Below are 22,736 nucleotides of genomic sequence, written 5' to 3'. Positions count from 1 at the left end.
CTACCAACGACTTCGTGCGTAGCGCTCGCGTCCCTTCTGTGTTCCCATCCTAGCCAAGCGCTGGACCTTAACCGTGAATTGCTAAGGGGGCCGCTTTCGATTATCCCCAAGGCGGCTTCCGGTGCCGCCCCGTTGCCGGATGCAGCAAAAATCCAAGATGCTGCAAAAGCGGTCGATAAGGCTGGGATAGCGAAGCTCAAGATCAATCCGATAAATCCCGGGTATCCGGCCACGCTCACTGGTTCCCTCCTTCAAACCCAAGGTGCGTTCGATCTCTCTGCATTCGATGTTGTCTTTACTGATACAGCCCGGTTGAAAGCTGAGGCCGACCGTATCGCCGAAATCGTCAGGAACGAGCCCGCCGAAAGTCACTCGGTCCTCTTTGATCTTCAAAAGAAGTATCAGGCCAATCGCACTTATAAACTTACTATCCCCGACAACTCCATTGTATTTGCGACGCTCGCCGCCGGATCAAGCGACCCGAGGACCTTTCAGTCTTCGGCGTCCGCATCTCTCCTCGAAGTCAACGAAGCTGTCGCATCAGCGCTGGATCAAGCATCGCGAACGCCCGTCAAATGGCTTGACACCAGGTCGGTGCCATTTATGACGAGCTATGGTGTGCTTGGTGCTGCCGCCAAGACATCAAAAGCAGCCGCTCCTTTGGCAAGATCTTATGAAGACGTCTTCACTCAGTTTTCGAAAGCGGTTGAAACTCCTACAGACCAACGCATTGGGCGTTTCGTCGAAAGCGCCGGGAAGTTTAAGGCGGACTTCGCGGCATTTTGGCCAACAATCAAGGATGACGCTGTCGCGCGAAACGCCGCTGCTGCTACTTACAATGGCCTTGCACGGCAACGCGTCCTGAAGGCCCAATATGGTGTGTTGACAAACTTCCCCCCGCTTTCCTACGAGCAAGTGTTCTACTTTTCCCGTCATGTTGTCACGTTGAGGGACGGAAGTGGTCCCATTTGCAGCGGAATGGCTCTCACGAAGCAATGGATCATCACCGCTGGCCATTGCTTCCGTGGTAGATCTTGGACCGATGTCAAAGTCGTTTTTGATCTTGAAGGTTTGGGGCTTGGCTCCCCGCCGGTTTCGATCATTGATCAGTGGCCGGAGCCAGCTCCCGGATCAAACCCACAGGATGACATCGACTTCGCCTTCATCCGAGTCGAGGATGATGAAATCCAAGGAAAGCTGTACGACGCGTTGGAAGGGCTCGTGAAATCGAAACCCTACAGCGCTGAGCCGCTTTGCATCAAGACCGTCCCGGTCGGTTACAAACAGCCCGTCTTCGCCGTTGGTTTCCCAATGGGCCAATCCAAGACGGTCCACGACTACGCCTATGTTTGGTTTCCTTTCAAGGTCAGTGAATCCCTTTATAATCAGCTGGGCGCTGAGACGTACGCCGAAGCTTACAAGATGGAAGTCGCTCTAAGGCGGCCCACTTATGCCGACGGTGTCCGGAAGAACTTTGAAGCGGCCTATAGTAAGACCGTTACGGAAGGTGGACAGGTGTCGCGCCTCTACTATGCAGCGGCGTTTCAGACGGCAATGCGACCGTCATTCGGCATCGACACCGACACTTTTGCAGGAGATTCAGGTTCTCCAGTGTTCGACCGATCGACGCGGTGCCTAGTGGGCATATTCAGTTCGGGCCAGCGTGATACGCTGGCGGCGTCGGAAACATCTTGGCGCGAGCATGAGGTCGCAATTCCGATATCGGAGGTTATCGCCAGAATCCGGTCCACCGACAAGAACCAAACGTTTGGAGGGAGGGCACTAGACGATCACCTGCGCGCCGGACGTGAAGAATTGCTTAAGAGGCTTGCGGCGGTAACAAACGTTCGTTGACCTCCACGTGGTGCAGACAGATTGTATCGCGCCGTATAGGGTATGCCGTTTGAACCTATTCGGCTTCAACATAAGTCCCGCGAGGGGCCTCCTGTCTTGCCGATCAAGTCTTCACAGATTTCATCCGCTCGCAAACATGTGTGTTCAGAAATCGTTGCATCTGGACTTTAAGCCAGCCACCAAGCCGCACTAGACGTCTGCCAACTGCCTTGGCTAATGGATTGAAGCCGCAGACTGGTGGTGAGGCAAATTGTAGTAGGCCCCCAAGGTCCATGGTGTGACCGCGCGCAAGCTCGCAAGGCGGGTGTGGCTGCGCGCTGTGGCGAGCACCTGACCCAATGTTCTGCGGCTCATGGATGAAGGTACTCCCGTCTGAGAGGTGGCGGCAAAGGGAGGGATGACCTATGCTGCACGGTGGAAGCGCGCCACGTGAGGCGGAGTTCTCGCCCGCTGGTGGAGGAGGGAGATCCTCCAAGTGAATTCACTTCTCAACATGATGCGGTACTTCAATGCATTGCAATGTACCTTCTCTCTGTATCATTCGCGTCCATCCGGGGGACTTCATGAACTCCCGCAGCTGAGATATTCGAGCTTTAAACTTCTGTTCTTTAGTCCATCGGGAGACCGTTGTTCGATCGACGTCAACCACGCTGGCGATGAAGCCCAAGCCTAAGTGTGGAGCCTGAGCCAATATGTATGCTGCCTTCTCTTTAGAGACGTAGGTGCTTACCTGTTCTTCCGCTGCGGTAGACAACTTAAGTAGGCCCTGGATCAGCTTTTGAAGATAGGGACCCGGCGGGGCCACCGTGTAGCCTTGAAGCAGGTCGAATGCGATATAAGCGATCGTTGAGTAAGCCAGCCGTCCACCACTCCTTACAGGGGAATTCCCGGTTTCCTTGAGAGCTTTTAGCTCTTGCGAAAGGCAAAACGCGAGCGCCTCACCGGCCGTCCTTGGCTCGGCCCACGTTTGAGCAAGTCGTTCTCCTGTCTCCGCATCTAGACCTGTCAGATGAAGGACATCGTAGTGATCGTCTTGAACGTCCTCCCCCGGTTGAGGAGGAACGTGCCACACAATTTCTGAGTGGTAAGAGCACCCACTCGCAGCCTCGATCAAATCTTCTGGAATTGTTCTGCCGCGCAGCGAGTCGTACATTTCCTGGCGCAGATCGGCGCCAAAGCCTCCTTGCACCCAATCGGTTGGCAAATAGACGCTGACCATTCCGCTATTATTGGTTTCACCGCTTCTTTTCCGCGCCATCGCTTTTACCTGTGCGCCGTCAATTTGGTGGGCACGATGTGCATATCGAATTTCTCGTGCCCGGGCAGCTGTATTTGTTCGCGCCCGTTCATCATTCTCCACATAGTTGGCCTGCAAAGGTGGGAAATCGCGCGGTTTCTGACTTGGGGCGCTGGATCGGAGCTATTACGGCAGCAGCGCCCACCCTTGGGGGTGCATCGTCTACTGCGGGGTGCGACCAAGACGAAGCCCGGTCCGAAAGGTGCGAGGGTGGTCGCCGGAGCGATGAGTAGCTCCGTAAGTAGGCACCGAGGTGGTCCGCAACATCGCGAGATCATCGTCCTAAAGCGAGGGTCGGCTCCATGCAGACATCATCGTGGCGGGCATAGGGACTGCCTCCGAGCAACCTCGGGGGTAGTCGTCCTACGTCCGTCGCTCCGGTCTCACCTTCAGACATCATCCAAACAACTAGATAATTATAGTCAGAACAATGCAGAAATCGTTCGACAGCTTGCGTAAACTTCCGTCCCTCGTTGCCACTGTGAACGAGACTATGGCTGCGCTTAAGGTGGGACGTGCCAAGCTTTACGAGCTCCTGAGTTCCGGCGAACTGGAAAGCTACCTCGAAGGCTCTTCGCGCAAAATCACTTGGCGCAGCATCGCCAGCTATCTGGAGCGCCGGCTTGCCGCGGAGGAGGCGCGACGACAGAGCGGCAAGCCCCGCCTGTGCCAAAGCTCTAAACAGGCGGCAAATGGGTGAAGACAATCGGGGAATGGGATTTTTTCGGGCGGCGGGGCAGGGTATCTCACTGCTGCTGCTCTTCAAGGCACGGGCAGCCCCCTCGCGCCTGAAGTCGCCCCCAACTAAAGCGATGATGGACCTGAGAACCAACCAAGTCGATTTGCATCACGGCCTGTCAGTCAGACCAGGCACCGCGTTGGGACGGAGTGAGACACTTACGGGCTACCTGCTGTCTCACCTCCGTGAATGGTAGAAGCATGGAAAAACATTCGCGCTTGCGGTCGCGACAAGGCAATGATGGGCCTAAGCCCGCACGGGGAGGGCGTTTTGCACCCAATTGGGCTGATGAGACACCGTGAGTCACCGCGCACGTTCGGATGAGTCAGGCGTCTCAGGCGTCGCCCGGGCGGAAACCCAATGTTGAGAAAGACTTAGCCGTGAGTCACCCCGCCGGTCGCCGATGAGACGCCCCGCGGGCAATGATGCCAACCTTGCCCTAGCAGCCAATCGCTGAGTACTTCACCCCATCCATGTTCCTGGCGGGTGCCGCTCGTCGCGCGCTCTCCTTGCCTCAACCATCGCATCATAGGTACGCCTTAGCTCGGATCCTGGCGGCGCCTCTGCCCCTTGCTGATCTAATTCGGGTAGAAAGGCGAAACCGAACGCACGATTGAGCTCGCGCTCGTATGCTTCAACGGCCAAGTTGTATTCAGCGAAATAGTCGCGGCTCCCCCTGCGATCAGACAAGCGGCCTCCCTCATTCGGATGCGCGGCTACTTTGTCAGCCGGCTGTATCGAGGCATCCTGAGTAGTAGGGATAGCAGCGACTGATTGCTTGGCGGCTCTCTCCGCCAGCCGCCGGAATACGTTCGCCATACGCGCCTGCTTCTCGGCCTTCTTTGGGTCGAGCTGAGTTTCGCACCGCGCCTGAAGGCGCCTGGCCATTTCTAGATGTTGTTCGGGCTTGAATCGCATCGCCAGATTGCTCCCAGTTCCCGCGTATTGGATATTGTTAATCTACTGGCGGGCGGCCTCACTGATCGAGAGCGGTTGCTCATGTTCGCAGCTCGCGCGTACTCACGGCAATTTCCGAGATCGGTAGTAACAACACATCTCCCTACCGGCACGTCGTAACGCTATCGCCGTCGCCCAAACCAATTGTGGTGCACATAACTCCCGTTTCTAAGGTAGCTTTTTCGGAATCAGCCGGCACTGCGAATGGCGAAAAATCCAGTGCACGTTCCTCTTTCTCTCTGCGGATTTGGCGAGCTCGTTGCCGATGGTAATCCTCCGTCACCGATCTCGCTAAATTTGAGGTAGCTGCTCGGGGGTCAAAGTCGACGCCTTGGGCATCCACTGAAGAAGCGGCACAAAGCACGACCGCGACCGACCAGGCCAATCTTTCAAAGCGCATGAATTAACTCTCCGCAGCACGAATGTAACTTAAAAGCAGTCGCCTTAAAAGCGATGTTCCGCGGAAATTGCAAGGGTGAAACGAACCCACAAAGGCCCACTTCGGGATGTCTTGGCGAAGAACATGCGTCGCCTTCGCGCAAAGCGAGGGCTCAGCCAAGAAGCTTTGGCCTATGAGTGCGGTATCAATCGGACTTACCTTAGTGGCGTTGAACGATCTGAGCGGAACGTCTCAATAGACAACATCGCTCGCATAGCCCGCGGTCTAAAGATCGAGCCTTATCTCCTCTTCAAGGATGATTGACGTAATTTCATAATGCGGCTTGGCGGAACGGGGCTCCTCCGAACCGCCCAAGGCATGCCATTGAAAAATCGGAAGTTTTCCCTTGCAGAGAAATGGGCTTACTTGGTATCCACGCTGGCAAGCTACGAATCCAACTCCGCAGGCACCCAATCATGATGAGGGTGTGAGGCAGCGCGTCTATGAAACTGGCCCCTAGACGCAAAGATTGCAATACGTTCGTCAGATATCTCTCTAGTTTAGGCGGTATGTAGCGTGTTTTCCTCCGAAGACATGTGATAGCCGATTTGCATGCTCTCTCTCGATAAAGTCATTGCAGGGGCAAAGGTGCGCGGCCTGGCGGGCGCTTCGCCTGTCGAGATCGTGCGCACCGAGTGGATCGGATCCGATGCCCTTAATGTCGTCTACCGGAGTTCCGAGGGGCCCGCTGAGGTAGTGCTCTTTCGGGACTCGGAGCCCCGCCTTGAACTAGTCCAGGCGTCTCGGGCTTTCAGCTTCGATGGCGACGGAGAGACGTTCCGGATTGCATCCGAAGCGCAGCGAATCCGGCTCGCCCATCTTTTCGATCCTTACCTTGCCGTACACAGCTCGCGAATCGAGCCGCTACCCCACCAGATCACGGCCGTATACGGCGAAATGCTGCCTCGTCAGCCGCTGCGGTTTCTGCTGGCCGATGACCCTGGCGCCGGCAAGACCATTATGGCCGGCCTCCTCATTAAGGAGCTTATCATTCGAGGCGACCTGGAGCGCTGTTTGATCATCGCACCCGGGAGCTTGGTGGAGCAGTGGCAGGACGAGCTGAAGGAAAAATTCGATCTCACCTTCGACATTGTCTCCCGTGAGCAGATCGAGACCTCGGTTACCGGGAACCCGTTCGTCGAGCGCAATCGCCTCATCATGCGGCTGGACATGGCTTCACGCTCGGAGACGTTGCAGGCGAAGCTTCAGGCCGCGCCCGATTGGGACCTCGTCATCTGCGACGAAGCGCACCGCATGGCGGCGAGCCTGTTCGGCAACGAGGTGAAGTACACCAAGCGCTACAAATTAGGGCAGTTGGTCGGGGGGCGCACTCGCCACTTCCTTTTGATGTCCGCGACGCCTCACAATGGCAGTGATGCGGACTTTCAGCTTTTTATGGGCCTTCTCGACGCCGATCGCTTCGAGGGCCGACCGCGCGAGGGCGCTCGCAAGGTTGATGTGTCCGACCTCATGAGGCGCCTGACCAAGGAAGAACTGCGAAAATTTGATGGTTCGCCGCTGTTCCCAGAGCGCAGGGCGTCCACCATCCAGTACAAGCTCTCTGACCTCGAAGCCCAGCTCTATGCCGCGGTCACGCAGTACGTGCGCAATGAGATGCGCAACCTCAACAATCTCGGCGACGACAAGCGAAAGAACAACGTTGGCTTCGCGTTGCAGATTCTGCAGCGCCGGCTCGCGTCTTCTCCCGCGGCGATCTATCGCTCACTCCTCCGCCGTCGCGAACGGCTCGAAGCTCGATTGGCGGAGGAGCAAATTGTCGCAAGGGGTGGCCGGCTACAGAAGCAGGAGCAACTTTCAACCCTCTTTGACGATGAAGAAGATGGGGATCTCGACGAGCTTGGTGCTGCCGAGCTAGAGGATGCGGAGCAGCAGATCGCGGACCGTGCAACTGCGGCCCAGACAATTCCGGAACTTGAAGCTGAACTAATTATCCTCCGAAACCTAGAAAAGCTCGCTAATCAGCTGCGGAAGTCGGGCGAGGATGCCAAGTGGCGCCAGCTCGGCGAAATCCTCGATAAGCCTCCTATGGTGGATGAGGCGACCGGCCAGCGTCGTAAACTGCTAATCTTCACAGAGCCGCGCGACACGCTTGAATATTTAGCTGACAAGATCAGGCAACGTATCGGCAAATCCGAGGCGGTGGTCGTCATCCATGGCGGCGTGCCACGTGACGTGCGCAAGGCAAATATTGCCGCCTTCAATGATGATCCAGAGGTGCGTGTCCTTGTTGCAAATGACGCCGCCGGCGAGGGCGTCAATCTGCAGCGCGGCGCTCACCTCATGGTCAACTACGATCTGCCCTGGAACCCGAACCGCCTGGAGCAACGGTTCGGCCGCATCCACCGAATCGGTCAGACGGAAGTCTGTCATCTCTGGAACCTCGTATCTGCCGACACAAGGGAAGGTGAGGTTTACGCCCGGCTGCTTGAAAAGCTCGAACGCGCGCGTGAGGCGTTGGGAGGTCGGGACAGCGTTTACGATGTGCTCGGCGAACTCTTCGAGGGCAAACCGCTTCGCGAACTGCTCATGGAGGCGGTACTCTACGGTGACGACCCCAAGCACAAGCAGCGGCTATTTACGGCCGTGGATGGAGTCGTTGATAAGGAGAAGATTCAGGCGCTGATTCGAGAGCGGAAGCTCACCTCGGAAGGACTTGACCCGCGCACGGTCACCGAAATCAGGGAAAAGATGGAGCGTGCCGGGGCCCGGCGGCTTCAACCACACTACATTCGCGCGTTCTTCGAGAAGGCGTTCGTGCGGCTCGGCGGGCAGATAAGGCGGCGCGAGGCCGGGCGTTATGAGATAACTCGCGTGCCAGGGCGACTCCGGGACCGGGATCGCTTCGCTGGTGGCGTTGTCCCTATTGCTGAGCGTTATGAGCGCGTCTGTTTTGATAAGGCATATCGCGACACTCACAAGCCGCAAGCCGCCATCATTACCCCCGGCCAAGGGCTACTCGACGTGACGATCGCCGTCACACTTGAGGAGGCAGGCGACGTCTTAAAGCGTGGTGCCGTCTTGGTGGATGAGGCCGACGAATACCCCACCGGTGCTCGCGTGCTCGTCACATTGGAACACACTATCCGCGATGGGCGACCGGGTCGAAATGGCCAACCGAGCGTGGTTTCGCGCAACATGCAGTTCGTTGTGCTCGATGAGCAAGGCAACGCCCTGGATGCTGGTCCCGCACCCTACTTGGACTTCCGTTCCCTCCAGCCTGATGAAACCGATACCGCAAGCAAGCTGCTCGAAGCCGATTGGTTGAAGGGCGACGTCGAGAAGATGGCCATGCACTTCGCAATCGCCAATCTCGTGCCGCAGCATCTCAACGAGACGCGTGATCGCAGGCTGGCAGAGGTCGATCGAGTCGAGGGCGAGGTCAGGGCGCGGCTCAAGCGCGAGATCAACTACTGGGATGGCCGGGCGGAGGAATTGGCCTTGAAGGAGCAGGCCGGAAAGGGCGGGCGGCTCAACTCCGGCAACGCACGCGCGTACGCACAAACGCTCACAGGGCGGTTGGACCAGCGTCTGCGCCAGCTCGTCGAGGAGCGCGATATCCAAGCGCTGCCACCGCTGGTAAAGGGCGCGGCCTTAGTAATACCGATTGGCCTCCTGAGATCCACGACTGGTCTGCCGCCCACGGGCTTTGCTAAGGATGCGATTGCGAGGGCCGAGGTAGAGCGGCTGGCGATGCAGGCTGTGTTTGCGGCGGAGCGCGCCCTCGGGCGCGAACCGCGCGATGTGTCAGCCGCCAAAGTGGGCTTCGACGTTGAGAGCCGCGATCCTAAGAGCGGGCATCTGCATTTCATCGAGGTCAAGGGCCGCATAGAGGGCGGCGACACCATTACTGTTACGACTAACGAGATGATCGTGGCCCTAAATGCCGAGGAGCATTTCGTTCTGGCGATAGTCCCCATTTCCGCAGGCGGGTTCGCGGCTCAACCAATTTATGTGCGCAAGCCATTCGACAGCGCGCCCGCTCAAGATGTCTGTGCCACGATTTTTCACCTCGACAAGCTCACGAGGCGCGGGACCGCGCCATGTTGAGTGCTAGAGCACGCCCACGATTTGGCAAACGATCACCGCTACGAATGTACGCGCACGTTTGCTGGTTGAGGGAGTCCGTGAGGAACTGAATTAATGTCAGCATCCGCAAAGTCCCGAAGAAAGTTGATTGAAGTCTCGATCCCACTGGACGCGATCAACCGGGAGAGTGCCCGAGAAAAATCGATTCGACACGGCCATCCCTCAACGCTGCACCTTTGGTGGGCGCGTCGGCCGCTGGCAGCATGCCGGGCGATCCTGTTCGCGCAACTAGTTGATGACCCGGGCGCGTGCACCGAAGAGTTTATGACTATCGAAGAGCAAAGCGCCGAGCGACATCGACTTCACACCCTAATCGAACGTCTGGCTCCGTGGGAGGCATGCGCCAACGAGACGATTCTGACCGAGGCACGCTATGAGATCGCTCGATCTGTGGCACGTGCACGCGGCGAAACATTGCTCCCCATCGCGCAAATGAAGCCGCAGGAGATCATTGACTATCTGCAAACTAACGCACCGCCGATCTATGACCCGTTCTCGGGTGGTGGATCGATCCCGCTCGAAGCGCAACGGCTTGGTCTCAGGGCCATGGGTTCTGATTTGAACCCCGTCGCCGTCTTAATAGGCAAGGCACTCATCGAGTTTCCGCCAAAATTTGCCGGACGAAGGCCGATTAACCCTCGGATCAACGAGCTGCATCAATGGAAGGGAGTGCAAGGCTTAGCGGACGACGTGCGCTACTACGGAGAATGGATGCGTGCAGAGGCCGAGAGGAGAATCGGCCACCTTTACCCGAAGGCGAAACTACCCGATGGTCGAAGGGATGCGTCTGTAATCGCATGGCTCTGGGCGCGTACTGTGCCGAGTCCTGATCCCCGCGCGAAAGGCGCTTATGTGCCCCTCGCATCGTCATTCGTTCTTTCAGCGAGACCAGGAAAGGAGGCAATTCTCAAGCCCGTGGTCGACCGCGCTGGGTTGACTTGGACCTTCGAGATCGAACACAGCCCTAGCGCGGATGCGCTAAAGGCTGCCAAGACAGGCACCAAGGCAGCTCGAGGAGCAAATTTTACTTGCTTGCTGACAGGGGCGACCATCGACGATGCACATGTAAAAGCCGAGGCGATGGCAGGCCGCATGGGTGTGGCGCTTATGGCGATAGTAGCTGAGGGTGACCGCAACCGCATCTACCTCCCTCCTAGCGCCGAGCATGAGGCAGTGGCGGCATCGGCGAAGCCGTCCGATCTCCCTGAGGTTGATCAACCATTGCCAAATGATCCGCGCAATTTCTGGACTGTTTCCTATGGTCTCGATACCTTCGCGAAGCTCTTCACCCCCCGCCAACTTGTGACATTGGGTACGCTGTCTGATCTTGTTACCGAGACGCGCACCAGAATATTGGCGGACGCGGGGGCACACTGGTCCGGCGCTAACACGAATGACACGCGTCGCCTCGCTGAGGGTGGGGTCGGTCCCACGGCGTACGCAGATGCGGTGGCGACGTATCTAGCGTTTGCCGTCGATCGAGTCGTCGATCGCTTTTCGTCAATCGCGACTTGGGATTCGAGCCCATCGAAACTTCAGCTACGAAACACGTTCGCTCGGCAATCGATCCCAATGACCTGGGATTTTGGCGAGGGAAATCCTTTCGTTAAGTCGTCCGGAACGCTCAGCCCGTCGATCGAGTGGGTCGCGCTTGTAATCGATGGTCTGCCAGCTATCTCAGAAGGCGCTATTCAAAACGCCGCAGCTCAGGATAACAATTTCCGCACGCCGACAGTTTTTTCGACCGATCCTCCTTATTACGACAACATAGGATATGCCGACCTTTCTGACTTTTTTTATGTTTGGATGCGCCGATCTCTCCAAAGTATTCATCCCGATCTATTCCGGCGCGTCCTGACACCGAAGGGCAGCGAGTTAGTTGCGACACCATACCGTCACGGCGGTAAGGAGGGGGCAGAGGCGTTCTTTCTTGACGGCATGAAGAAGGCGTTCCAGGGGATAGCCAAAGCTTCAGCGAACGCGCCAGCTACGATCTATTATGCGTTCAAGCAGTCGGAGCTATCTTCGGAGGGCGTTACATCCGCGGGTTGGGCAAGCTTTCTGCAGGCGATGACTGAGAGTGGCCTCGCGGTTGATGGGACGTGGCCCGTTCGTTCCGAGCTGTCAAATCGGATGATAGCGAGCGGAACTAACGCCCTAGCTTCGTCCATCGTCTTGGTCTGTCGTTGCCGCGATACCGCAGCTTCGACTATCACGCGCGCCGACTTCCTGCGCGCTCTACGCCGCGAGATGCCAGATGCGCTCGCCGAAATTCGTCGCGCGGGCGTCGGACCAACCGATATACAGCAGGCTGCTATCGGACCGGGTATCGGCATTTTCACGCGGTATGCACAGGTCCTTAACACCGATGGCACACCTATGCTGGTAAAGGACGCCCTAAAGCTCATAAACCAGGTGCGAGAAGAAGTCGCTTCAACTGGTGACGCCGATTACGATAGCGAGACACGCTTCGCGCTCGATTGGTTCGCGGCTAAGGGTTTCGAGAGAGGGCGCTCGGGCGACGCCATCACGATGACCAACGCCGTTAATGTGTCTCTCGATAGGGTCAGGGGTGCCGGTTTCTTTGAGGCCAAAGGTGGTGATGCTCGCCTGCTGCGTCGCGACGAGTTGCCTGATGACTGGGACCCGAGCACCGGTCACCGGAGCACGGTTTGGGAGGCTTGCCAATATCTCATTAAGCGGCTTTCAGCCGAGGATGGCGGCGTCGACGCCGCCGCAGCTCTCTACAATCGTTTAGGCACGCTGGCCGAGCCGGCCCATGCACTCGCTCGCCGCCTTTATGACATCTGCGAACAAAAGCAGTGGGCTTCGGAGGGGCGCTTCTACAACCAACTTCACCAGGAATGGGATGTAATTGAGAAGCGCGCGTCAGTGCTGGCTCAGACGGGTCACCGACGCGATCTCTTCTCGAATTGACCTAGGGGGAACGATGAGTGGCTTTGCCGCAAACCAACGCATCAATCAGGCACTCCTCCTGCTGACCAAGGCGCTTCAGCCCTACGTCGAGAGGCGAATGCGGGATGCGTACCGGGGCAACTGGCAGCAGAACTTGTCGGTGGCGGCTGGTACTGACACATCGAAGCCGCTCGACGCTTACGCGCTTTTGAAAACTATGGTTGACAATTGGCAACACGCATTCCGCGATGGACTCAAACCCATTGTGCGCAACCACGTCTCGCTTGCTCTCGCGGCGCGCAACGATATGGCGCATGCCAGTGGTACGATCTCAGACACCGACGCGATATCGTACCTCCGGTCGATCCAGGCTGTCGTCGAGGCTATCGAACCTAAATCTGCCGCGGGCATCAAGGCATTGCTCGAGGATCAAACCAAGGCGATGGCCGAGGCTATGGGCGTCACGACTGAGGTCGTAGCCAAGACGGTCGCAGTCCCGCAACAACAGGCGCTCGATCTCGGCGATAGCAAATACACCTGGAAGCCGTGGCGCGATGTGGCGCCGCCTCATGCCGACGTGATGGCTGCGCGGTTCCAGGAAGCTGAGTTTGCTGCTGACTTATCGACTGTGAGCCGCGGCGAAGGAGCCGAGACTTATCGCGATCCTCGCGAGTTTTACCGCATTACGTACATCACTGGCGGATTGCGAAAGGTACTTCAGAGCGCGATCGAACGGTTAGCCGGCAAAGGCGGCGATCCCGTTATAGGGCTGCAGACCTCATTTGGTGGTGGCAAAACGCACACTATGCTGGCGCTCTACCATCTTGCGAGCGCTAAGAATCCCGAGACGCTGCCGGGTCTCGCTGACATCTTCAAGGATGCAGCGGTGGCGACCTTGCCGGTGCGCTCGAAACCAGTGGTGTTTGTCGGCACGGCTGCTGGCGCCAATCAGCCATTCATCGTGGATGGTGCACGCACGATCAAAAGTCTTTGGGGTTTGATCGCGGTAAAGCTCGGCGGCTGGAAAGCCTACGAGACGATAAAGTCTTCAGATGAGGCGAGAACTAATCCCGGCTCCGAGGCAATGATTGCCATCATGAGACAAGCCGCACCGTGCCTCGTTCTCCTCGACGAAGTTGTGGCTTACGCCCGAAACCTTGAAGGTATTCCTTACGACGGGTTTGTTTCTTTCTTGCAGTCGCTCACTGAGGCCGCAAGTGCTGTCCCCGGCGTACTGGTGGTCGGCTCGCTGCCGGAGAGCGGTGCCGAGGTAGGCAATCAACGCGGTCGCGAAGCTCTGTTGGCTCTCGAAAAGGTCTTCGGCCGTGTGCAATCAGCTTGGGCCCCGGCGCAGGGCACCGAAACGTTTGAGATCATTCGTCGCCGGCTGTTTCAGGAGCTGGACCCTGAGGGCGAGAAGGCCCGCGAGCAAGCCGTCAAGGCGTTCACAAGCTACTACAAAAACAATGCGGGCGAATTTCCGAGTGGTGTGCGCGAGCGTGCCTACGAGGCGCAGCTAACCGCAGCGTACCCTGTGCACCCAGAACTGTTTACAATGTTGCAAGCTGATTGGGGTGGGCTCGAGAGGTTTCAAAGGACCCGCGGCGTTCTCAAGATGATGGCGCAGATCGTCTATCGACTTTGGCGCGATAGCCACGCAGCACCTATGATCCTGCCGGGCGATGTGCCGCTGATAGACGACAAGGTGCGCGTCAACGCGCTAGTCCCGCTTCCAACGGGATACGATGCGGTGATCTCCAAGGAAGTTGCTGGTGATCTCTCGAAGCCGGCGCAGATCGAGGCGCGATCTCCAGCGATGGGCAAGAGCAAGGCCGTAACCAGGGCGGCAACCGCATTGTTTGTGGGGACAGCGCCGCATGGATCGACGAACAAGGGAATGGAAGTTGCACGCCTCCGGCTAGCCTGCGCTATTCCTGGCGAGCAGCCCTCTCAGTTCTCAGAAGCCCTTCGTCGACTTGGTGAGAACGCAGCCTACCTTTATAGCGCGGGCGAAAACTATTGGTTCTCTCCAATTGCCTCTCTCAATCAGGAGGCCGAAGACCGTGCCAAGGGACTATCTGGCTCCGACGTCGAGGCCGAAATAGTTTCCTTGATCCGGTCAGAGGAGCGGTACAAAGGAACTGGCTTCTTGCGTGTTCATGGTGCTCCCGACGATCCCTTGAGCATAGACGATACCTACGAGGCCGCGCTCGTGCTCCTTTCTCCATCCGCCTGGCATCGGGGACGTGACCAAGATACCCCTGCAATGACCCTCGCGGCTGACATTATTGAACACAAAGGTCCCGGCCAGCGTCGCAATCGAAACCGGTTGGCGTTCCTGGCAGCAGATCAAGCTGCTCTCGACGATATCCAGAATGTGGTCCGCAAGAAGCTCGCTTGGGGTTCTATTGTGCGGGATGCGCGCGGCATTCTGCAGCTGCCGCCTGCCCAGGAGGATGACGCGAAAAAGAAGCTCGGCGAGCAAGAGACCGCGGCGCTCAACGCGGTGCGCCGCGGATGGAAGCACCTGTTGCTGCCGCAGGAGCCTCAAGCAGGGAGCGTTTACGTCGCCCGTGGTTTTGATCTTGAACCGGTTGCATTGACTAATCGCGGCAGTGACCCGGCGCCGTTAGCTCAGCTGGCGTGGAAGAAATGTGAAGACGATGGCCTAATCGTCTCGCGTCTCGGCGTATTGGATAACGACCTAGGTAAGGTGTGGCAGCCCGACCAGCCGCACGTCGCAATCCGCCAATTGCGCGACTGGTTTGCGCAGTTTCCCTATCTCTCAAAGCTGCGCGAGCCACAGGTGCTAGCAAAGGCTATCAGCGAGGCATTGGTACGTTCAGACGCCAAATACGCAGTCGCGGATCGGTTCGACGAGGCCAAGGGAGAGTATGTCGCCCTGAAACTCGCGCAACTGGTTAGCATCGATCTGAACTCGGACGCAGTGCTAATCCGCCGTGAGGTGGCGGACGCGCAACTGGCCAAGCAAAGGCCGCTGACGGCTCCGGCTACCAGCGACGCCGGCACAAGCGGTCCTGGCCAGTTTACCGTTTCTCAGCCGCAGACGGCGGGCGCGGGACGCCCCCGGCGCTTCTACGCCAAGGTCATACTCGATCCCAATCGTCCCACGCCCCAGGTCAGCAACGTTGCCCAATCCATCCTAAGCGAGCTGGATCGGGTCCGCGGGACCCGTATGACGCTGACGCTCGATATCGATGCGGAGGCCGCCGATGGCTTCCCCGAGGACATCGAGAGCGTCGTGCGCGACAATGCCATCGCCTTGCGAATTACGGATTTTGGCTTCGAGGGGGAGTAGGTGAGAAACTTTTATTTTTATCCACAATTAACACTTTTGGGGCAGTCGTAGCTCAGTAGGGTACCGCTCTTCTCGGTAACGGCTCAACCTTTTCACGATGCGCTCATCCGGATGGGTGATTCTAGTCTGGTGAGTATGACTGCGTTATGGATTTCGACGTTATCGAGTGAATGGCGTTCGCCGGTGGAGCAGTCGATAGCAATGCTTCCATCCCAAGCTAGGGAATGATTTCCGACGGCTGGGTCGGTGTCGACATATCCGATGGTGGCCCGCCTCCCTGCGAGATCGGCCTTGAGTTGCTGACTTGATGGACCAAATCTGCCGATCTCAGCTTTGCGGAAGCCTTCTTGAGTTACGACAACCGCTGCCGACCACCCCAACCGGAACAGCGGATAAACGACATCGAGGAGGTCGATGCCAGCGGGATATTTTGAAAGGTCCGGCAGTTTGGTCGTGGGATCAATTGCAATGCCCAAAACGCCGGCGATCTCTTCATAAGCTGCGCCCGTAACGGTTGCCAAGCTTGCGATCTCGCAATCCTTACAACCTGGCCGCTGGGGCACATATTCCAGTTGAGTCATCTCGAGGGTAATCCGCAGGAAGGACATTTCGAGCCAGTCGAGGCGTCGCCGTAACGATCTGGGTACAAAGTGCCGTATTCTTGCTTGCGGGACTTAAATTGGCAACGATTTTGAACTTCTCGTTAAGAACCCAATGCGTCAGTTGCGATGTTGGCCGAGCAGAAGGGCCGAGGATCACCGCTCCTCCACACCGCGCGCACGATCGCATTGAAGCCTTGACTAATTCTGACCAGCGCCGCGGCGTCACCTAGAAAGCTACGGTTGCAACCTACGTATCGGTGCGTGCCGAGATGAGAGCGAACTATACGACACGTTGTAGCCCTTGCTAAGTCTTACGCTTCGCTCGACGTTTTCCAGAAAGGCCATCGTACACGGCCCACACGATTCAAACCCTAAAGATCCTTTGTCCATTGATCAGTAGCTCGGTACTTTGTGTGTCCTGCAGTCATAGGGACCGTCCTTTCCGGAGCCCTTGATATTGGCGTTGTAGTAGCGCCCATGGGAATCAGCTGAGAGCAGCGCATCCACCGTCGTCTTCGGTATCTCGCAGTAATGGTAGTACGTATCCTTCAGCAGGATAACCATGTACTGGTTTGCTGCGTCGTAGCAGACCCGATTGACGAAGCTGCTCTTCGTTGCGTGGCAGGAGAAGGGTTTGAGATCGACTGGGCCGCGGTATTTCACTTCTACGGTCTCGGCGTGGGCTGCGGTGGCGAGAAAGAGTAACAGGAAGACTAGACGCTTCATGTGAATACCTTATCGAACTGGTTAACGTTAGCGCGTGCGAATAGGTGCAGACGACTTTGCAGCTATCAGCCAGGCAGGATTGATCCTGAGCTAAGCTCAGAGTTAAATTGGACACTGACGCGGCGAACTAGGTCTCTAAATCGCTCGGCGTCCTGTATGGTGAATACGTCGGCTGACGTAGGATGAGCGGCTCGATTTCCGATAGCTCGCAAATCATCAAGAACTCCGGCCGTTTTCTCGTCTATATTATTATTCTGACGAAGAGTCCTGATCATGACCTGCATGCTTGCGCCTTTATAGGCGTTCTTGGGATCTGACATTCGATAAGCTGCAGTCAGCGCTTCTTCGAGATCACTACGCATTTCCAATATCGCAGCTCGTGGTGAGACCTGAACAAGCTTCTCAAAACGAGATTTCTCTTCCGGGGTCGGTTGATTAGGTGACTCAGAAACTCCTGGCAATTGAGAAGCGTCTTTTTCGGCTTGGTCTAATCGAAACGAAACGTCGAGTTCCTTGTACCTCAACCGTAGAAGAGGCATCAGTTCGGTCAATTTTTCACGAAACAGCCAAACCGCAGCTACGAAGGCTGCTGGCCATGCAAGTGAGACAATGGACTTTATTACGTCTGCCGTGAATTGAAGTTTGTCCATTTATGATCTCATAAAAAGCCCCTCGGTGCGAGGGGCTTATCGCCGCGCTGGGGATGGGGAAACGTAGTCGAGCTTTGAAGGCTAGCACACCTTAGGCGGGAGGCAACGGCTTGCAACTTTTGCAGGGCTCGATGTTGAGCATCGTAGCGGCCCGACAAAAAGCTTCTTCAAGACTATAGGGGCCGTGCCACTTGCCATTCCTGCCACTGTCCTCGATCTGGAAGCCTTTTCCAGAATTGCAGTAGGAGCAGTCGGCGTAGTGGATGGCCCCACGCTTTCGGGTCCAGTTTTCATAGATGTAGAAGTCGGTCATAACGCCCTCCCGGTCGTACGAGCCGAAGAGTGTGCCGTGATGCGGCCTCGACCTTCAAGTGCCGCTCGATAACGAGCTTTAGAAATTTCTCCGGCGGTCCGGCGCGGCCCGATTTGCCGGGCTCGTCATGCACTTCGTTGATATACCAATGCGGCCTCGATGTCCCGCTGAAGCGGCCAAACTCAAACCGCTCTCGAAAAGTGGCCTCGTACTCGTCTGCGACTCTCGGGCGGCTCTGGCGACTATCGCGCCCCTTAGCGCTTCAAGCTCAAAGCGCAGCACGCGACCCGCCGCCGTGCGCTCAGAGAACCGATTGCCAAGGCCATCCAGCGGAGTTCAGTCGCATGCTTCATGTAAGCCATTCTGTTAACTTCCTTCATAGAGCCTACCTTGTATATTGGAGAAAGATTTTTAGAGGGCGGGCAAGCGCAGTGTTCCGGATTAACAAGACAGAAAACTCGATCGAACCACTCAAGTCGCAGACATTCGCGGACCTCGGCTTTCGAGAACGACAGCACCTCCAAGAATGGATTGCAAAGGTGCCGTCGTGCCTCGGCGAGGAGCTGCTGATCATTCAAAAGGAATTTTCGGGATTTTCTGATACCAATGAGCGGTTGGACCTCCTTGCAATCGATAAGCAAGGTGCGCTCGTTCTAATCGAGAACAAGTTGGATGATACGGGGCGCGACGTTACGTGGCAGGCGCTCAAGTACGCCTCCTATTGCTCGGGCCTTTCGAAAGAGAACATAAGGAGCATCTTCCAGGAATACCTAGATCGTAGGAGTTCCGGCCAGGACGCGAAGACCGCGCTAATAGAGTTCTTGGATGCAGAGGATTATGAGGAAATTTCACTCAACAAAGGGTTGACTCAACGCATTATTCTGATTGCCGCGAATTTTCGCAAAGAGGTCACGTCAACAATTCTTTGGCTCCTAAATTTTAGGATGCGCATCCAGTGCTTTCGTGTCACACCGTGGCGGTCCGGCGACGAGATTTTTCTGGACGTAGACCAGATCATCCCCACAAAGGATGCCGAGGCATACATGATCGGTCTCGCGGCAAAATCCCTCGATGAAGTTGAGGCGGCTGCCGAAGAAAAGACCCGCAACAGAGAGAGGCGAAAATTCTGGGTTGAGTTGCTTGAAGCCGCAGGACCGAAAATTCCCCGTTTTGCAAACATCTCGCCCGGCACTACTCCGGATTTGGGAGCTGGCAGCGGCGTGCGCGGTGTCCCGTTCAAATTCGTCGCTACTCGGTCCTACGGTCGCGTTGAACTTTACATTGATCGCGGCGAAAAACAGGAAAACAAAGAGATTTTTGACGAGCTGCAGTCTCAGCGCTCGGCGATTGAAGCAACTTTTAAAGGACCCCTAAGTTGGGAAAGGCTCGACGATAAGCGTGCCTCTAGGATCAAGGCGGAAATGCTGGGTGACCCATTTGATGACACCCAGCGCGAATCGCTTATGACATTTATGGTCGATGCGATGGTGCGGTTCGAGAGCGCGCTCAAAGAACCTTTGGCAAGAATTCAAGCTAGACTTCGGGCTAGATCGGCAGCAGAAGAGGAGGGCAGGGAGTAGCCCCGGTGATCGAACAACAATAACATTCAGATCGGCAGCCCTACTCTGACTTCCGTCCCACTTGGAGCAGTCAAAGCTCAGAGCTGCTTGCCATCCTTTCAGACCGGACTAGCAGATGCTCAGTGGCAGGTCGGTACCTATGGTCGCCGCTACGCGGATGCGGGTTAAACAATGGTCTAAGAGAAAAGCCCCCGCCTAAGCGGCGATTGATAGGCGCAAGATCTGACGCGGGGCGGGGTAGTAAGGCCGGGCAGAAGCTCGCCACCCGGAGATCTATGGCCTTGTAGCCTGGCCCAGAGATGTCGGCACTGCTCCAGTTGGTCATGTGTCGATATCATTTCTTCGAGCTGGACCAACACCGGCCGGTTGGGGCTTATCAGGTAACGGTTGAGCTTAGCCTGGCTCTCATCGAACACTCACGCCGGCCAACCAAGATTTGGCACACATCCCGGACTCGATGCTGCACGACATCACGGCCTCTTCACGTAGGTGAGCAGGGTGATCGTGCTCGTCCTTCTTAGGCTTGGGCTCGAAAGCCATCCAGATAGGGCATTCTTCCGGCGCTTGGCAATTCGCCGGCACCTAGAGGCCGGAGCATGGTCCAGACAGCCGAAAACTGTGGTCGAGCGAGCTCAGAAAGTACCGTGGTCTGAACTGTAGATTGCGTTTGGCGCGGGCTAAAAAGTCCAACAATCTCTGTCGGCAATCTCTGTCGGGTCGACAGAATACCCCTTTTCTCGTCCTAAAGCCGCCGCCTCTCGCGGAAGAGGGCGAGCTGCTAGTCCCAGGTTCTCGCCGCGTCGAGGATATCCACTCCTCCAAACTACTACAGCCAAGCCATTGGTTATTCGCCAATCTTTCGAAAGCGAGCTTGAAGTCTTCCGGGGAGCTACGGTGAGGAGCTACGAATCGGCGCATCTTGCTTTGGCATGATGTCTTTGATTCTCGTGAACCAGCATATCCGGCGCAACGCCGCTGCGCTCGTTGTTGCACGCCAAGCAAATCGTGCGTGCCACTTGCTGCCGCGGACGGCCGATCGTTCACGCCGATGCGGCGTCTTCTCTCAATGCCGCCACGACGATCATGGGCTTCATGGGCTTTCATGGGAAGTATCCTCTTCTGTTGCACGACGTGCCAACGAGGAGGCGTGCGCTGAGTTCACCTCCAAAATCAAATTAAGACACTGGAGGGTTTCTCGCTACTGTGTGAACCGGAGTTGCTCTAGTCCATTCTCAATGACTCGGAGGTCCTCAAGTAAAGCATCCCGAGAGTCCGTCGGATCAATGTCTGATGTGGACTGTAGCTGTTCAATCAACTGGTGCCGAAGGTCTCGCATTTTCTCTAGAGCTTGCCGGTTTTTGAGACGCACATAGGCCGAAACGATCGATTCAATGCTGCTTGCCAATGAGTAGCTCCAAAAGAAATTTCTATAATAGGTTGCATCGTAAACATCGCCCGAGAAAACCCGCAAGGGGTCGGCACGTAAGATTTTGGTGACCAATCTGGCCCAAGGTGGCCTTGGGACGTCTCAAGTCCGAAGCAATCTCAGCATTGCACCAGCGGACCGGCATTTTTGCAAAGATCCGCCGCCGCGGTTGCCCCGTCGTGGCAGGGCACGCTTTCGCGTCTTTACGCACTTGCGAGATGAGGCGACTAATGCATCCTTGGGAAAGGGAGAAGCAATTGAAGGTGTCCACAACCGACCGTTTACAACCGTTTTAAAATCATTTATCTCTCGTCTGGTTTAAATCATTTTATCTCGATATTAAATGGAGCGGTTAATGCATCGCATCTCGGTGGCCATCGTTGATCATCATCCCATTACACTAGAAGCGATTGTCAGCGTCATTGGCCGCAACGCCGATTTGGAGCTGCTGGGAACCGGATCGGCCGTCCCCGATATTCTGCAGCTCGCGACTGACTGCAAACCTGACATTTTGATTGTTGAAGTCGGTATGCCAGGCAATGCTTTCGAGGCCATCACCAGCGTCGTCAGCAGCGTGCCTACCGTGAAGGTTGTGGCCTTTACAGGAGTGGTCGGGGTTGCAACTGCGATTCGAGCGCTCGACGCAGGCGCTGTTGGATTCGTCTTGAAGGCAGCTCAGTCCTGCGAGCTGATCGAAGCCATCGAAGCCGTTGTACGGGGTGAAAACTACATCACCCGGAGCTTTGCCAGCCAAGTCATCGCGGGGTTACGGGATGAAACGCTTCGGCGCAAGGCTGCAGCGATCATCAACCTTACCATCCGTGAAGAGCAGATCGTCAAGCTCTTGGTCCGCGGCAATACGAATAAGGAAATCGCAGCGCGCCTTAAACTGAGTGATAAAACGGTGAAACATTATATGACGATCCTCATGCAAAAGATGAACGCTCGCAATCGGCTGGAGGTTGTTGTCGCCGCTCAGAAAATGCAAGATTCCAACTTCGGCGCGCACACTCTCAATTGAGAACAACCACGTCAGTACTGACGATCAACTTAGGAATGACCCCGATGATCAAGCAAGAACCCGAATCAACCAATCGAAATGGCTCATCGAGAGAGCATTTGTTCTGGGCCCGTGAGTTCATCCAACTCGCCAAAACTCAAGCGCGAAATAAGGGTGTCTCCGATCAGGTCCTCGCACAATCCATGTTGGTTCATGCATGGATGCTGTTCACGGGACAGAACGAAGAAGCGTCGAGAAGATCCGTCAGTGCGCTCTTTGCGTCGAGCATGGCCAAGAATTTGGCAGCAGGCTCATTGAGCCGCACCAATTCAAAGCCGATGGGGTCCTAGTGAGGAGCCAGCGACTCTGCAGTTGGTAACGGCTGAGAGCTTGCCCCATGGCTAGGGTGCCCGGGGCGGTTACCGCGTTCGAAGATCCGGCTTCAAGGATCTTGTACGACAGAGTAGCCATGCGCTCGAAAGCGCTCGACTTTCCATCCACCCACAAGATACCCCGAGTTTGCGGGAATGCTCGTCCAAGCTTTACTCGGGACAGTCTTGCTGATCCGCAGCATATGTCCACCTTTGCGCGACCAGTCCTCCGCCAAGGCGTTGCGCAGAAACGACCTGTGACGATGAAGGCTGTAAACGCCTTCATGACATGATGCGGCGCCAGCTCTCTTTTCGGACCAAGGTCTGAAGATCACTCCGACCTTTGTCTGAAATACCGTCGGACCTTCCTCCATTCCGCACACGGCCTCCAAGCCTCAAAGTTGCTCCAGAGTTCACGGATGCGCCTTTAGGACACCTCA

General features: G+C 56.5%; 15 protein-coding genes. 9 read left to right on the top strand and 6 right to left on the bottom strand.

All coding sequences use genetic code 11. The annotated features are described in order from the left end of the window. Window positions 1-132: 132 nt before the first annotated feature. Complete coding sequence (locus tag I6F09_RS20885; protein WP_225188929.1) at window positions 133-1,854, top strand: trypsin-like serine protease; 1,722 nt, start codon at window positions 133-135, stop codon at window positions 1,852-1,854. A 481-nt stretch (window positions 1,855-2,335) separates the two neighbouring features. Here the strand turns inward: I6F09_RS20885 and I6F09_RS20880 are convergent, their stop codons facing one another. Beyond that, window positions 2,336-3,229 (bottom strand): hypothetical protein, encoded by an 894-nt coding sequence (locus I6F09_RS20880; RefSeq protein WP_225188928.1) that lies wholly within the window; start codon window positions 3,227-3,229, stop codon window positions 2,336-2,338. 352 nt (window positions 3,230-3,581) lie between these two features. Between I6F09_RS20880 and I6F09_RS20875 the strand changes: the two genes are divergently transcribed. Further along, on the top strand, window positions 3,582-3,851 hold the full coding sequence (locus tag I6F09_RS20875; RefSeq protein WP_225188927.1) for a helix-turn-helix domain-containing protein: 270 nt from the start codon (window positions 3,582-3,584) through the stop codon (window positions 3,849-3,851). Between the two features lie 501 nt (window positions 3,852-4,352). On the opposite strand, the gene I6F09_RS20870 is transcribed toward I6F09_RS20875, so the two are convergent. Next, entirely contained in the window at window positions 4,353-4,808 is a 456-nt protein-coding gene (locus I6F09_RS20870; protein ID WP_225188926.1) for a hypothetical protein, read from the bottom strand. A gap of 562 nt (window positions 4,809-5,370) precedes the next feature. On the opposite strand from I6F09_RS20870, the gene I6F09_RS20865 reads away from it, so the two are divergent. From I6F09_RS20865 to I6F09_RS20850, 4 genes are all read left to right on the top strand, one after another. Beyond that, a complete protein-coding gene (locus tag I6F09_RS20865) occupies window positions 5,371-5,550 on the top strand; it encodes a helix-turn-helix transcriptional regulator (RefSeq protein ID WP_225188925.1) in 180 nt (59 codons plus the stop codon). Between the two features lie 288 nt (window positions 5,551-5,838). Further along, a complete protein-coding gene (locus I6F09_RS20860; protein ID WP_225188924.1) occupies window positions 5,839-9,354 on the top strand; it encodes a helicase-related protein in 3,516 nt (1,171 codons plus the stop codon). A gap of 93 nt (window positions 9,355-9,447) precedes the next feature. Then, window positions 9,448-12,330, top strand: a complete 2,883-nt coding sequence (locus I6F09_RS20855) for a DUF1156 domain-containing protein (RefSeq protein ID WP_225188923.1) — start codon at window positions 9,448-9,450, stop codon at window positions 12,328-12,330. 13 nt (window positions 12,331-12,343) lie between these two features. Then, window positions 12,344-15,628 (top strand): DUF499 domain-containing protein, encoded by a 3,285-nt coding sequence (locus I6F09_RS20850; protein WP_225188922.1) that lies wholly within the window; start codon window positions 12,344-12,346, stop codon window positions 15,626-15,628. Between the two features lie 92 nt (window positions 15,629-15,720). On the opposite strand, the gene I6F09_RS20845 is transcribed toward I6F09_RS20850, so the two are convergent. From I6F09_RS20845 to I6F09_RS20830, 4 genes are all read right to left on the bottom strand, one after another. Next, entirely contained in the window at window positions 15,721-16,209 is a 489-nt protein-coding gene (locus I6F09_RS20845; protein WP_225188921.1) for a hypothetical protein, read from the bottom strand. 414 nt (window positions 16,210-16,623) lie between these two features. Continuing rightward, window positions 16,624-16,956, bottom strand: a complete 333-nt coding sequence (locus I6F09_RS20840; RefSeq protein WP_225188920.1) for a KTSC domain-containing protein — start codon at window positions 16,954-16,956, stop codon at window positions 16,624-16,626. A gap of 65 nt (window positions 16,957-17,021) precedes the next feature. After that, on the bottom strand, window positions 17,022-17,606 hold the full coding sequence (locus I6F09_RS20835) for a DUF4145 domain-containing protein (RefSeq protein WP_225188919.1): 585 nt from the start codon (window positions 17,604-17,606) through the stop codon (window positions 17,022-17,024). A gap of 91 nt (window positions 17,607-17,697) precedes the next feature. After that, window positions 17,698-17,919: a hypothetical protein gene (locus I6F09_RS20830; protein WP_225188918.1), complete on the bottom strand. Its 222-nt coding sequence runs from the start codon at window positions 17,917-17,919 to the stop codon at window positions 17,698-17,700. A gap of 431 nt (window positions 17,920-18,350) precedes the next feature. Here I6F09_RS20830 and I6F09_RS37735 point away from each other — a divergent pair, with 431 nt between their 5' ends. The 3 genes from I6F09_RS37735 to I6F09_RS20815 all read left to right on the top strand — a co-directional run bounded on the left by I6F09_RS37735 (window position 18,351) and on the right by I6F09_RS20815 (window position 22,275). Next, window positions 18,351-19,499, top strand: coding sequence for a DUF4268 domain-containing protein (locus I6F09_RS37735; protein WP_225188917.1), 1,149 nt, complete (start codon window positions 18,351-18,353; stop codon window positions 19,497-19,499). A 1,781-nt stretch (window positions 19,500-21,280) separates the two neighbouring features. Continuing rightward, window positions 21,281-21,946 carry a response regulator transcription factor gene (locus tag I6F09_RS20820; protein ID WP_225188916.1) on the top strand — a complete coding sequence of 222 codons (666 nt, stop codon included), beginning with the start codon at window positions 21,281-21,283 and terminating at the stop codon, window positions 21,944-21,946. Window positions 21,947-21,990: 44 nt separating this feature from the next. Next, window positions 21,991-22,275: a hypothetical protein gene (locus I6F09_RS20815; protein ID WP_225188915.1), complete on the top strand. Its 285-nt coding sequence runs from the start codon at window positions 21,991-21,993 to the stop codon at window positions 22,273-22,275. The last annotated feature ends 461 nt before the right edge of the window (window positions 22,276-22,736 follow it).

It is taken from the genome of Bradyrhizobium sp. IC3195, from assembly GCF_020193585.1.
Lineage (GTDB): Bacteria > Pseudomonadota > Alphaproteobacteria > Rhizobiales > Xanthobacteraceae > Bradyrhizobium > Bradyrhizobium yuanmingense.
Note: the sequence above shows the minus strand (reverse complement) of the source record. Positions and strands in the feature narration are given on the sequence as shown.